This is a genomic window from Nitrincola sp. A-D6 (assembly GCF_000764495.1).
Classification (GTDB): domain Bacteria; phylum Pseudomonadota; class Gammaproteobacteria; order Pseudomonadales; family Balneatricaceae; genus Nitrincola.
The window spans coordinates 40,491-53,447 of record NZ_JRLB01000112.1 but is presented as its reverse complement, the minus strand read 5'-3'; the positions used below and the strand labels follow the sequence as shown (position 1 = coordinate 53,447).

Sequence of the window (12,957 nt, the reverse complement as noted above, 5' to 3'; positions counted from 1 at the left end):
TTGCCTACGAAAAAGGCTTTTTTGAAGATGAAGGTCTTTATGTTCAATTGGAAGCACAATCCAACTGGCGTGTTCTGCTGGATGGGGTCATTGATGGGCGACTTGACGGCGCTCACATGCTGGCAGGTCAACCTCTGGGTGCAACAGTCGGTTTTGGTACCGAAGCGCATATCGTGACGGCCTTTACCATGGATCTGAACGGTAATGCCTGCACCGTCTCCAAAGATGTCTGGGAGATGATGCGCCCAACCATTCCTGTTGATGCGTCCAATAACCCGGTGCATCCGATCAGTGCTGAGCATTTGCAAACTGCAATTAAAGCATTTAATACCAAGGGGCAAAATTTTAATCTGGGTATGGTCTATCCGGTTTCAACCCATAACTATGAGTTACGTTACTGGCTGGCTGCAGGGGGAATTCATCCCGGATATTACGCGCCTCAACGCGACGATACCGCAGGTACATTAAATGCTGATGTGCACATTTCTGTAACACCACCTCCGCAAATGCCAGCTACGTTGGATGCTGGCACTATCCATGGGTATTGCGTAGGTGAGCCCTGGAATCAACAGGCTGTATTTCGCGATATCGGCGTTCCGGTTATTACCGATTATGACATACGTAACAACATTGCCGAGAAAGTGTTCGGCGTGAGTAACGAATGGGCTGAAGAAAATCCCAATACCCATCTGCGGGTAGTTAAAGCACTGATTCGTGCGGGTCACTGGTTGGATGAGAATAATAACGAGAACCGTCGAGAAGCGGCTGAAATTATCTCTAATAGCTACTATGTAGGCGCTGATTATGAAGTGATTGCAAACAGTATGACGGGGGTTTTCGAATTTGAAAAAGGGGATGTCCGTCCTGCACCCGATTACAATGTCTTTTTTCGTTATAACGCAACCTATCCCTACTATTCCGATGCGATCTGGTATTTAACTCAGATGCGTCGTTGGGGGCAACTGCCTGAAGCCAAGTCCAATGAATGGTATATGGACATGGCTAAAAAAGTCTTTTTACCCGAGGTTTATCAAGCCGCCGCTGAATCCTTGATTGCTGAGGGCCTGCTACAGGCTGAAGATTTCCCGGACTTTACCATCGAAGATGGTTTCCGCTCTGTTGATCACACTACGTTTATCGACAAGTTTACATTTGATGCGCATCAACCGAATCAGTATCTAAACCAGTTTCCTATTGGCTTAAAGAATAATGAAACACCCTAAGTGTTAATGGATAATTTAAGGTGAATGCTATGAGTGCTGTTCTGATTAAATTAAAACTGGCTAATCCTAAAGAGTGGAGTGGTCAAAAACTGCGAGACCTGACCTTGGCCAGTTTGTTTCCAGCCATAGGTCTGGCCGTGTTCCTGGTATTATGGCAATTGGGTGCCCAGCAAATTAACACGTCGTTGGGTACCTTTCCAGGTCCTATGCAGGTGGTTGAGCAGTGGAATAATCTGGTTGATGAACATCAGCATGAGATGCAGCGGGAACAGGCTTTCTATGATCGCCAAGAGCAAAGAAATACGGCAATGTTACAGAAAAATCCTGAAGCTGATGTTAGCTGGCGTGATTTTAATGGCCGGGTTACTTTTTTCGATCAAATACTCACAAGTCTTTGGACCGTTTTGAGTGGCTTTTTTCTGGCAACACTCATTGCTATCCCGCTAGGCATTATTATCGGATTAAACAAGCATATTTATAATGCCATAAATCCAATCATTCAAATATTTAAGCCTGTCTCACCCTTGGCCTGGCTGCCTTTGGTGACCCTGGTGGTTAGTGCAGTTTATGTGAGTGATGAACCCATTTTTTCACGCGCCTTCCTGGTTTCAATGATTACCGTAACCCTGTGCTCATTATGGCCCACCCTGGTTAATACCTCGGTAGGTGTGGGTAGCGTTAATCAGGATCTGAAAAATGTCAGCAAAGTTTTAAGGTTAGGCTGGCTTACCTATGTCATTAAGGTCGTTATTCCGTCGGCAATTCCCATGATGTTTACGGGTTTGCGTCTGTCTTTAGGCATTGCCTGGATGGTTCTGATTGCTGCAGAAATGCTGGCGCAAAGCCCTGGGCTGGGAAAGTTTGTATGGGATGAGTTTCAGAATGGCTCTTCCAGCTCCCTGAGTAGAATTTGTGTGGCTGTGTTGGTTATCGGCGTTATTGGTTTTTTACTGGATAGAGCAATGTTGTTCATTCAGAAATGGGCTAACTGGGATAAAAGCACAGTAGCTCGTTGAATTGAGGTGATGATTATGAAACAAAAACAGCTGGCTTTATCCAAAATTGGTATGGAATTTCCAACTGCAAACGGAACTTTCTGCGCACTTAAAGATGTAGACCTTACTATCGATAAAGGTGAGTTTGTCAGCATTATCGGTCACTCGGGTTGTGGTAAATCGACCGTTCTCAATCTGGTTGCTGGTTTACATAAAGCCACATCAGGCGGTGTTTTGCTTAATGGACGAGAAGTGAATGAACCCGGACCAGAAAGGGCCGTGGTATTTCAAAATCATTCCCTGATGCCCTGGATGAGCTGTTACCAAAATGTTGAGCTTGCCGTTAAGCAAGTGTTCAAAGGCAATAAAAGCCGTAAAGAAATGAAGCAGTGGATTGAGTACAACCTGGAGCTTGTACATATGACTGATGCCATGCATAAGCGTCCGGATGAAATTTCAGGTGGGATGAAACAGCGAGTTGGTATTGCGCGTGCCTTGGCGATGGAGCACAAGTGTTGCTAATGGATGAGCCCTTTGGCGCACTGGATGCACTCACCCGTGCGCATTTACAGGATTCCGTCATGGAAATTCATGCTGAACTGAAGAACACCGTCATAATGATTACCCATGATGTTGATGAAGCGGTTTTGCTGTCAGATCGTATTGTGATGATGACCAATGGCCCTTCGGCAACCATCGGGGAAATTCTGGATGTTGACCTACCCAGACCCAGAGACCGGATTCAGATGGCTGATAACGCCAAATACAATCATTGCCGTCATGAAGTATTGCGCTTTCTGTATGAAAAGCAGCGCAAGGTAGAGGCGTTATCGTCAACCAGCCAAAAAACAGAACCTGTAGAGACTCCCCGTCTGACTAAAAAAGCAGCAACGGCCTGATAGGTCCTTGTCCGGCGTGAGCAGAGCAAACCAAATAGAGGTTTAACAATGAAAAAACAACTCTTAGTCATCGGTAATGGCATGGTCGGCCACCACTTTGCCGAACAGTTGATGGCATCGGATAGTGCTGATGAATTTCAGCTGCAGGTTTTTGCTGGAGAAAAGCACCCCGCTTATGACCGTGTGCATCTGTCCGAGTATTTTGAGGCCGAAAGTGCCGCTCACCTGCAACTGGGTGACGCTGATTTTTACAGCCGCGATGGGATTAACCTGCACCTGAACCAGCCGGTGTTGAGTATCGATCGGGCGGCTCGCAAGGTGACAACCGCCACAGGTGAGTTTGGCTACGATAAACTGGTGCTGGCAACCGGATCTTATCCCTTTGTACCGCCAATTCCGGGACGCGAACAGGATCACTGTCTGGTGTACCGCACGCTGGATGATCTGGATGCGATTCGTGAGAGTGCCAAGGGGGCGACCGTGGTGTTGTGGTGGGGGGAGGGCTGCTGGGTCTTGAGGCGGCGAACGCACTGAAAAAACTCGGACTGGAAGCGCATGTCGTAGAATTCGCACCGCGGCTTATGCCAGTTCAGCTGGACGCAGAAGCGGCGCAGTTGTTACGCCGCAAAATCGAAGATCTGGGTGTTCAGGTGCATACCGAAAAAGCGACCCGTGAAATAGTGCCGGGTGATGAGCAGCGCTTGCGCATGTGTTTCAGTGATGAAACCTGGCTGGAAACCGATCTGATCGTGTTTTCTGCAGGTATTCGCCCCCAGGATAGCCTGGCGGCTCAGGCCGGTCTAGAATTGGGTGAGCGTGGCGGCATAGTGATCGATAACCAGTGTAAAACCAGTGATGCAGATATTTATGCCATAGGTGAATGTGCGCTGTGGCAAAAGCAACTGTTCGGGTTAGTCGCACCCGGTTACACCATGGCCCGAGCGGCGGTATCAGACCTCACAGGGGATGCTAAAAGCAGTTTTACTGGCGCGGATATGTCCACCAAGCTGAAATTACTGGGGGTGGATGTTGGTTCCATCGGTGATACCCATGGAACCACTCCGGGTGCACTGAATTACCGTTATTCCGATGAATTGGTGGGTGTCTATCGGCGCCTGGTGGTGTCACCAGATGGCAAACACCTGATCGGTGCGATTCTGGTTGGCGATAATAGCTACTACGATACCCTGCTGCAGTTCGCCTTGAACGGTATAGAGCTGCCAGAGTACCCGGAAGCCCTGATCCTGCCATCCACCGGCCAGGATACGCCTGGGCTGGGCGCTGACGCGCTGCCCTACGAGGCCACCATCTGTTCCTGCCATAACGTTACCAAGGGTGATATCTGTGAAGCGATGAATGATGGTGCTGTGTTCATGGCTGACCTGAAAGGCAGCACTAAAGCGGCTACCGGCTGTGGTGGGTGTGCCGCTATGGTTAAAAATGTACTTGAAGCCGAGTTGGAAAAACGCGGCGTGCATGTCGATAAATCTATCTGCGAACACTTTGGCTACACCCGCCAGGAACTGTTTCATCTGGTCAGAGTTGAAGAGATCAAAACCTTTGCTGAACTGATCAGCCGTTATGGACAGGGCGGTGGTTGCGAGATTTGTAAACCGGCGGTGGCTTCGATTCTGGCCAGTGTCTGGAATGACCATGTGCATGAAACTGCACATGTGGCGCTGCAGGATACCAACGATACCTTTATGGCGAATATGCAAAAAAACGGGACCTATTCTGTTGTACCGCGTATTCCCGGTGGCGAAATTACCCCGACGATGCTGATCAGCATCGGTGAGGTGGGTAAAAAAATATAATCTCTACACCAAAATTACCGGTGGGCAGCGTATCGATCTGTTTGGTGCCACTCTGGATGAGCTGCCGTTGATCTGGGAAGAGTTGATAGCGGCCGGCTTCGAGACAGGCCATGCCTATGGCAAGTCCCTGCGTACGGTCAAGTCCTGTATTGGCGATACCTGGTGCCGCTATGGCGTGCAGGACAGTATGAGCATGGCGATACAGCTGGAAAATCGCTACAAGGGGCTGCGTACGCCGCACAAGGTGAAAATGGCAGTGTCTGGCTGTACCCGTGAATGCGCCGAAGCGCAGAGCAAGGATATCGGTGTGATTGCAACCGAGAAGGGCTGGAACCTGTTTGTGTGTGGCAACGGGGGGATGAAACCCCGCCACGCCGATCTGTTTGCCACTGATCTGGATGATGCCACCCTGATACGCTATATCGACCGGGTGCTGATGTTTTACATCTACACCGCCGATCGTCTGCAGCGCACCTCGGTCTGGATGGAAAACCTCGAAGGGGGCTTGGGCTACCTGCGTGATGTGGTGATAGATGACAGCCTGGGGCTGGGTGCTGAACTGGAAACCCGCATGCAGCATGTGGTGGATAGCTATCAGTGCGAATGGAAAACCGCCTTGCAGGACCCTGGCAAGCGTAAACGTTTCCGTAGCTATGTGAATGCAGCGGAGCCGCGTCGGGCACGAATTGCGGTTATTGAAGAGCGTGGTCAGTTGATACCAGCGCGTGATGTGACCGAGGAGGAATGTGTATGAACTCAGCTATGTCTATCGACTCTGAATGGATGCCGGTTTGCCACCTGGATGATCTGGTTGCCGGTGCCGGTGTTGCCGTTATTATCAATGGGCAACCGGTGGCGATTTTCTGGTTGCCGGGGCAGCAGATAGAATGCTATGCGCTGTCGCACACCGATCCTTTTTCCGGTGCCGATGTGCTGGCGCATGGCATCCTGTGTGAAATAGAGGGGGCCTGGTCGGTGGCCTCGCCACTCTACAAACAGCATTTTCGTCTGGATAATGGTGTTTGCCTGGAAGATCCGCAGGTCAGTGTGGCCTGCTGGCCGGTCAGGCTGCACGCTGGACAGGTGGAAATAGCTGGCTTTACATCACAGGATTAACTGCAGAGACTGATTAGTCTTAAAAGACAATATAATTATAACAAAATTCATAATCAGTATTTTCAGTTATAATGGTTTCGGAGTAGACTACGCCTCAATTGCCTAGTTAAAAGCCTGTGTCAATGCAGGTATCAGGGGAAAAGAGTAGTCATGTACCAGTATAATAACGTCGATCAGCAAATCGTCGATGAACGTGTTGAGCAGTTCCGCGATCAGACCCGCCGCTATCTGGCCGGGGACTTATCTGATGATGAGTTTCTGGCCTTGCGCCTGATGAACGGTTTGTATATCCAGCGTCAGGCACCGATGTTGCGCGTAGCCATCCCGTATGGACTTATGTCTTCACCACAGTTGCGCAAGTTAGCCCATATCGCCCGCACCTACGACAGAGGTTATGGGCACTTTACCACCCGTACCAATATTCAGTTCAACTGGCCCAAGCTGGAAGAGGTGCCGGATATTCTCGCCGAGCTGGCAAAAGCGCAGATGCATGCCATTCAGACGTCCGGTAACTGTATCCGTAATACCACCACGGACCACTTCGCCGGTGTTAACGCCGATGAACTGGAAGATCCACGTCCCTGGTGTGAAATTATCCGTCAGTGGTCAACACTGCATCCGGAGTTTGCCTACCTGCCACGTAAATTCAAAATTGCCGTGACCGGCAGCAAAGAAGACCGTGCCGCCAGTCAGGTGCATGATATAGGTCTGCACCTGGTCAGTAATGCGCAGGGCGAAGTCGGTTTTGAAGTGCTGGTCGGTGGTGGTCTGGGGCGTACTCCGGTAATTGGTAAAGTGATCCGTGAGTTTTTACCCAAAGCCGATCTGCTGTCCTATCTGGATGCAATTCTGCGGGTGTATAACCTCAAAGGCCGTCGTGACAACAAGTACAAGGCACGTATCAAAATTCTGGTGGAGTCACTGGGCATTGATGCCTTCCGTGAGCTGGTGGAAGCCGAATGGCAGCATGCCCGTGATACAGAGCTGACCCTGACACAGCAGGAGATTGACCGGGTGAAGGCGTTCTTCGTGCCACATCCGTATGAATCCCTGCCTGACAGCTGTGCCGATCTGGATGCAAAACTGGCTGCGGATACCGATTTCCGTGTCTGGTATGAGCGTAACACCCGGGCGCACAAAGTATCCGGTTATCGCAGCGTTGTGGTGTCGTTAAAGCCACTGCTGGGCGCGCCAGGCGACATCACCGATCTGCAGATGGATGTGGTGGCCGATCTGGCTGAGCAGTACAGCTTTGCCGAGATACGCTCCACCCATGACCAGAACCTGGTGCTGGCTGAAGTGCGTAAAGCTGATCTCTATCCTGTGTGGCAAACCCTGGCAGAACACAACCTGGCGCGTGCCAACATCAACACCCTGACCGACATGATTGTCTGCCCCGGGTTTGATTTCTGTGCGCTGGCCAATGCCAAAACGCTGAACATTGCCGATGCGATCAATACTGAATTTGAAGATCTGGATTACCTTTACGATTTGGGCGATATTCAGCTAAACATGTCCGGTTGTATCAATGCCTGTGGTCATCACCATGTTGGTCATATCGGTATTCTGGGTGTCGATAAGAAGGGTGAAGACTGGTACCAGATCACTTTAGGTGGTTCGGGCCGCGAAGATGCCTCACTCGGTAAGGTACTGGGTAAAGCGGTCGCGGCCGATGAAGTGCCTGCTGTGCTGCGTAAAATACTGGAAACCTATGTAGAACAGCGTAACGATGAAGAGCGCTTTCTGGATACCGTGCGTCGTGTAGGTGTCGCCCCGTTTAAGGAGAAAGTTTATGCCGTTGCTCATTGATCGCCAAACTGCCGAAAATACCTGGACCTTGGTTAATCCGGAGCAACCGGAAGATTTCCAGGCAACCGCCATCAAACACCTGCTTGTCCCGTTTGCTTTGCTGCAACCAGCGGCTGATGCCAGGCCGGAACATCTGGGTGTGCAGATCAACGGTGAACAAGCCGCCGAAGATCTGCAGCCCTGGTTTTCACGGCTCTCTCTGATCGCTATAGAATTTCCTGTATTTCGTGATGGCCGTGGTTATAGCCTGGCCAGGCAGTTACGTCGATTGGGTTATACCGGTGAGTTGCGGGCTGTTGGCGACATAGGTCGTGATCAGTTGGGCTATCTGGAGCGTTGTGGCTTTAATGCCTTTGCTCTGGCCGATGAAAAATACAAACCGGAAATGCTCAGTGCCTTTACTGAAATCTCCGTGCGTTATCAGGGTGCCGCCGATGATCCCCGTCCAATCTACCGTCAATCCTGAAGGGTATAATAAAGGGTACAGAGTATGTCAGATGTATTAACACCTCAGTTGCAGGATAAAATAGCCCAGGCTGTGAGTTTGTTGCAGCAAGCTGAAAACCAATATCAGGGCAATCTGGTGCTGGCAAACAGTCTCGGTGCTGAAGATATGGTGCTGGCTGACCTGCTGGCGCAGCACCTGCCGGGTATCGGTCAATTTGTACTGGATACCGGACGTTTACCCGAAGAGACCCTGACGTTATTGGCAAAATTCTCAGAGCGTTATCCGCAATTGCAAGTAGATGTTTATTACCCGGATGCCACGGCTGTAGAAGCTTTTGTACGCGATCATGGTATTAATGCCTTTTATGAATCCCAGGCGCTGCGTAAAGGCTGTTGCGGTGTGCGCAAGCTGGAACCGCTTAAGCGTGCTTTGGCAGGGCGTGCGGCCTGGATTACCGGCTTGCGTCGTGAGCAGTCGGTCACCCGTGATGCTGTCGAACTTTCCGAGTGGGATGCGGCTAATGGTTTGCAGAAGCTCAACCCGCTGGCAGACTGGACTCAGACTGAAATATGGCTATATATCAAACACTTTGATGTACCTTATAATGCACTGCATGACCAGCACTATCCCAGCATAGGCTGTGCCCCCTGCACACGTTCTATTACTGTAGGGGAAGATGTACGTGCCGGTCGCTGGTGGTGGGAAAATCCTGAAAACCGTGAATGCGGGTTGCATGCAGCGGCCAGTTCCAGCATTCCATTACGCAGTCGTTAAGTTTTAACACAGGATAAAATCGATGCAATATCTGCCGCTGTTTTTTGACCTCAAGGGTCGGGATGTGCTGCTTGTCGGCGGTGGCGATATTGCTCTGCGTAAAGCCAGACTGTTGAGTCGTGCCGGCGCACAGCTTAGTGTTGTGGCCCTGGAAATTCTGCCTGAACTGCATGAACTGCTGGAGCAACACCAGGGGCTCGCCATTACCGGTCCTTACCATGCGCCCTTGCTGGCAGGTAAAACCCTGGTGCTGGCCGCTACCGATAATGAAGCCCTGAATGAGCGCGTACATCACGATGCGATAGCCGCCAATGTGCCGGTGAATGTGGTGGATAATCCGGCGCTGTGCACCTTTATTTTCCCAGCCATTGTCGATCGTTCACCTATTGTTATCGGTATCAGCTCCGGGGGGCAGTCACCGGTATTAGCGCGTATTCTGCGCTCCAGGCTGGAAAGTCAGATACCGGTCAGTTTCAGTCGTCTGGGGCAGTTAGTTGGGCGACTACGTGATCAGGTCAAGGCGCGTTTTGGCTCGGTGAATGAGCGTCGGGTATTCTGGGAAAAAGTGCTGAATGGCCAGGTCGCCGAGCGGGTATTTGCCGGTCGGGATGCCGAGGCCGAGGCGCTGCTGTTGGAGCAGATCGCTGCGGGTAATACCGATAATCACACAGGTGAGGTCTATCTGGTGGGTGCTGGCCCAGGTGATCCGGAGTTGCTGACCTTCAAAGCCTTGCGCTTGATGCAGCAGGCCGATGTGGTGCTGTATGACCGCCTGGTGTCGGACGAAGTACTGGAGCTGTGCCGTCGCGATGCCGATCTGATCTATGTGGGTAAAAAACGCGATAACCATGCAGTGCCGCAGCAGGATATCAATCAACTATTGATTGATCATGCCCGTGCTGGACGGCGTGTGGTGCGCCTGAAAGGTGGTGATCCATTTATTTTTGGTCGAGGCGGGGAAGAGCTGGAGCAGTTGAAAGCGGCGGGCATACCGTTTCAGGTGGTGCCGGGTATTACCGCAGCAAGCGCCTGTTCTACCTACGGTGGTATTCCGCTGACCCATCGTAACTATGCGCAGTCGGTTAAGTTTGTTACTGGGCAATTAAAGAATCGTACTTCGGATCTTAACTTTGCCGAACTGGTGCAGCCAAATCAGACTATCGTGTTTTATATGGGGCTACACACCCTGGAGTTGTTGGTACAGGGGTTGATGGAGCAGGGTAAACCCGCCGATACCTTGATAGCGATCGTGTCACAGGGTACGTCAGCACAGCAGCGGGTACTTACAGGTCAGTTGCAGACCATCGTTGCGCAGCAGGCTGAAGCGCAGCTTGAGGCACCGGCGATCATTATTGTAGGGGAGGTGGTTGCACTGCAGTCTCAACTCAGTTGGTTCGGTGCAGCAGCTGAAACTGAATGACGTTTGAGCCAAGGCCAAATTCTGGCATGATAGCGCTATGAATACTTGGTTTGTTTATATACTCCGCTGTGCGGATAACTCTCTGTACACAGGTATCACTACTGATACTAACCGCCGTGTGCAGGAGCATAATCAATGCAATCGACTGGGCGCCCGTTATACACGAGCCCGCCGTCCGGTTGCACTGGTCTGGCAGGAGTCTCATCCGAATCGCAGCAGCGCGTTAAAGCGCGAAGCTGCACTGAAAAAACTGCCACGTCCGGCCAAAGAACGCTTGTTTGAACTTAGCGAGTGAACTGCATCCGCTGACCACAGATACCGGGTTCCTTAATCTGTCCTTCCTGATACACAATCCGTCCATTCACCAGTGTGGTATCAATACTGCTTCTGAACTGATAATGCTCGAAGGGTGACCAGCCACATTTGTACAGAATATTATTGCGAGTGACGGTGTAAGGCTTATGCAGATCGATCAGCACCAGGTCGGCAAAATAGCCTTCGCGCAGATAGCCGCGATCAGCGATTTTGTATCGCTCAGCCACGTTATGGCTGGTTTTTTGTACGATACGTTCAAGAGTAAAAATGCCGTTATGGTAATGCTCCAGCAAACTGGGTAGAGCGTGTTGAACTAAAGGTAATCCGGCTGGGGCGGTAAAATACGTATCAGCCTGTTTTTCTTCCCAGGTGTGCGGGGCGTGGTCGGTGGCGATGATATCGATGACATCTTCATTGACAGCGCGCAGCAGCGCTTCGCGATCAGCCAGGGACTTAATTGCCGGATTGCACTTGATCTGGTTACCCAGCGTCAGGTAATCATCACTGCTAAAGAACAGATGGTGTACACAGGCTTCAAGGGTAATTTGTTTGCCGGTGACGGGGCCAGCTGTAAACAGTTGCAGCTCATCGGCTGTGGTCAGGTGCAGTACATGCAGCTGTGTGCCGAATTTTTTTGCCAATTCCACGGCCAGAGTGGACGACTTCAGGCAGGCTTCACGTGAACGGATCTCCGGATGATGAATCACCGGGATATTATCGCCGTATTCAGCACGGTAGCGGGCTTCATTTGCCAGGATGGTCGGCGAGTCTTCACAGTGAGTGACCACAATGGAGGGGGCTTCACGGAAAATACCTTCCAGTGCCTGTATGTCATCCACCAGCATATTACCGGTAGAGGCACCCATAAATACCTTGACACCACAGGCCTGATTTTTATCCAGTCGTTTGATTTCTTCCAGATTGTCATTGGAAGCACCCATGTAAAAAGAATAATTTGCTATCGATTTTTCACCTGCTATAGCAAATTTAGCTTCCAGAGCATCCAGCGTCAGTGTGGGTGGCTTGACGTTCGGCATTTCCATATAACTGGTGATGCCGCCAGCAACAGCGGCGCGTGATTCGGTGAAAATATCGCCCTTATAGGTAACGCCTGGCTCTCTGAAATGTACCTGATCATCAATCATACCCGGCAGCACATACTTGCCACCAGCATCCAGAATTTCGCAATTCTCCGGTGGCGGAATGAAATCGGCAATTTTCTCGATTCGCTCACCGGAAATCAGTATGTCGGCGTCACTGATTCGACCTTCGTTGACAATTTTGGCATTTTTAATCAATAGGTGAGTCATGCTGGTGTCTCAGTTAACTGGTTTTGTTTCAATTATAAACCGAATGCGCTTTATTCGCAGCGCATCAATGACTACAATAGTGAACAATAGCTTCGCATCTCTGGCAGAATAAAGGAACCACCATGCTGTCTCTATCCTTGAGAAAATTTGCAATTACAACTGGCATCGCATTAACACTCTCAGCGTCCGCTGTGCAGGCGCAACAGGAAAATGATCCATGGGAAGGGTTTAACCGTGCCATGTTTTCATTTAATGACAGTCTGGATCGGGCCGTTATAAAGCCTGTTACTCAGGGTTACCGTTATGTAACACCGGAGATAGCACAAACCGGCGTAAACAATTTCTTTGAAAACCTCAAAGACGTTAAGACTTTCTTTAACAACCTGTTTCAGGGCAAGGTGCATAATGCACTGGAAGATTTTGTCCGTATCACCTATAACACCACTTTTGGTTTGGGTGGGGTGATTGATGTTGCGACCCCATTTGGTATGGCCAAAAATGATGAAGATTTCGGTCAGACTTTAGGTTACTGGGGTGTGTCATCCGGTCCTTACGTTGTACTGCCTCTGTTTGGGCCCAGTACAGTTCGCGATACAGCCGGTATGGTACCTGATTGGCACCTGGACCCGGTCAACTATGTTGATGACCGTGCAACGCGTAACTCGTTGCGTGTATTGAGTGTGCTTGATACGCGCTCACAGCTACTGGATGCTGAACGTATCATCAGTGGTGATCGTTACATATTTATCCGTGATGCCTATCTGCAACGCCGTGAATACCTGATTAATGACGGTGTGATGGATGTTCGCTATGATGAATCAGATTTCTAAAACT

10 protein-coding genes and 2 pseudogenes are annotated in these 12,957 nt (G+C 50.4%); 11 read left to right on the top strand and 1 reads right to left on the bottom strand.

All coding sequences use genetic code 11. The annotated features are described in order from the left end of the window. From LH51_RS18290 to LH51_RS18245, 10 genes and pseudogenes are all read left to right on the top strand, one after another. The coding region (locus LH51_RS18290; protein WP_036525029.1) for a CmpA/NrtA family ABC transporter substrate-binding protein at nucleotides 1-1,223 on the top strand (1,223 nt) is incomplete at its 5' end. A 29-nt stretch (nucleotides 1,224-1,252) separates the two neighbouring features. Beyond that, nucleotides 1,253-2,239: an ABC transporter permease gene (locus LH51_RS18285; RefSeq protein WP_036525026.1), complete on the top strand. Its 987-nt coding sequence runs from the start codon at nucleotides 1,253-1,255 to the stop codon at nucleotides 2,237-2,239. A gap of 15 nt (nucleotides 2,240-2,254) precedes the next feature. Further along, nucleotides 2,255-3,117: pseudogene (locus LH51_RS18280) on the top strand (ABC transporter ATP-binding protein). Between the two features lie 48 nt (nucleotides 3,118-3,165). Then, nucleotides 3,166-5,685, top strand: a pseudogene (gene nirB / locus LH51_RS18275) (nitrite reductase large subunit NirB). Next, nucleotides 5,682-6,047, top strand: a complete 366-nt coding sequence (gene nirD, locus LH51_RS18270) for a nitrite reductase small subunit NirD (protein ID WP_081960909.1) — start codon at nucleotides 5,682-5,684, stop codon at nucleotides 6,045-6,047. Before nirB ends, nirD begins: the two are co-directional and overlap by 4 nt. 150 nt (nucleotides 6,048-6,197) lie before the next feature. Continuing rightward, nucleotides 6,198-7,856 (top strand): nitrite/sulfite reductase, encoded by a 1,659-nt coding sequence (locus LH51_RS18265; protein WP_036525022.1) that lies wholly within the window; start codon nucleotides 6,198-6,200, stop codon nucleotides 7,854-7,856. Continuing rightward, a complete protein-coding gene (locus tag LH51_RS18260) occupies nucleotides 7,840-8,322 on the top strand; it encodes a DUF934 domain-containing protein (RefSeq protein ID WP_036525019.1) in 483 nt (160 codons plus the stop codon). Before LH51_RS18265 ends, LH51_RS18260 begins: the two co-directional genes overlap by 17 nt. A gap of 24 nt (nucleotides 8,323-8,346) precedes the next feature. Then, on the top strand, nucleotides 8,347-9,078 hold the full coding sequence (locus tag LH51_RS18255) for a phosphoadenylyl-sulfate reductase (RefSeq protein ID WP_036525016.1): 732 nt from the start codon (nucleotides 8,347-8,349) through the stop codon (nucleotides 9,076-9,078). A gap of 22 nt (nucleotides 9,079-9,100) precedes the next feature. After that, nucleotides 9,101-10,498, top strand: coding sequence for a siroheme synthase CysG (gene cysG, locus LH51_RS18250; protein WP_036525014.1), 1,398 nt, complete (start codon nucleotides 9,101-9,103; stop codon nucleotides 10,496-10,498). A gap of 37 nt (nucleotides 10,499-10,535) precedes the next feature. Continuing rightward, nucleotides 10,536-10,793: a GIY-YIG nuclease family protein gene (locus LH51_RS18245; protein ID WP_036525012.1), complete on the top strand. Its 258-nt coding sequence runs from the start codon at nucleotides 10,536-10,538 to the stop codon at nucleotides 10,791-10,793. Here the strand turns inward: LH51_RS18245 and LH51_RS18240 are convergent. Next, nucleotides 10,783-12,123, bottom strand: a complete 1,341-nt coding sequence (locus tag LH51_RS18240) for a dihydroorotase (RefSeq protein WP_036525010.1) — start codon at nucleotides 12,121-12,123, stop codon at nucleotides 10,783-10,785. The two genes, LH51_RS18245 and LH51_RS18240, sit on opposite strands and share 11 nt — an antisense overlap. 122 nt (nucleotides 12,124-12,245) lie before the next feature. Here LH51_RS18240 and LH51_RS18235 point away from each other — a divergent pair, with 122 nt between their 5' ends. Next, entirely contained in the window at nucleotides 12,246-12,953 is a 708-nt protein-coding gene (locus LH51_RS18235; protein ID WP_052063947.1) for an MlaA family lipoprotein, read from the top strand. Nucleotides 12,954-12,957 lie beyond the last annotated feature (4 nt).

Excerpts from the sequence above, each read along its gene's own strand:
- LH51_RS18285 (WP_036525026.1), top strand. The coding sequence starts at position 1,253 with ATGAGTGCTGTTCTGATTAAATTAAAACTGGCTAATCCTAAAGAGTGG.
- nirD (WP_081960909.1), top strand. The coding sequence starts at position 5,682 with ATGAACTCAGCTATGTCTATCGACTCTGAATGGATGCCGGTTTGCCAC.
- LH51_RS18265 (WP_036525022.1), top strand. The coding sequence starts at position 6,198 with ATGTACCAGTATAATAACGTCGATCAGCAAATCGTCGATGAACGTGTT.
- LH51_RS18260 (WP_036525019.1), top strand. The coding sequence starts at position 7,840 with ATGCCGTTGCTCATTGATCGCCAAACTGCCGAAAATACCTGGACCTTG.
- LH51_RS18255 (WP_036525016.1), top strand. The coding sequence starts at position 8,347 with ATGTCAGATGTATTAACACCTCAGTTGCAGGATAAAATAGCCCAGGCT.
- cysG (WP_036525014.1), top strand. The coding sequence starts at position 9,101 with ATGCAATATCTGCCGCTGTTTTTTGACCTCAAGGGTCGGGATGTGCTG.
- LH51_RS18245 (WP_036525012.1), top strand. The coding sequence starts at position 10,536 with ATGAATACTTGGTTTGTTTATATACTCCGCTGTGCGGATAACTCTCTG.
- LH51_RS18240 (WP_036525010.1), bottom strand. The coding sequence starts at position 12,123 with ATGACTCACCTATTGATTAAAAATGCCAAAATTGTCAACGAAGGTCGA.
- LH51_RS18235 (WP_052063947.1), top strand. The coding sequence starts at position 12,246 with ATGCTGTCTCTATCCTTGAGAAAATTTGCAATTACAACTGGCATCGCA.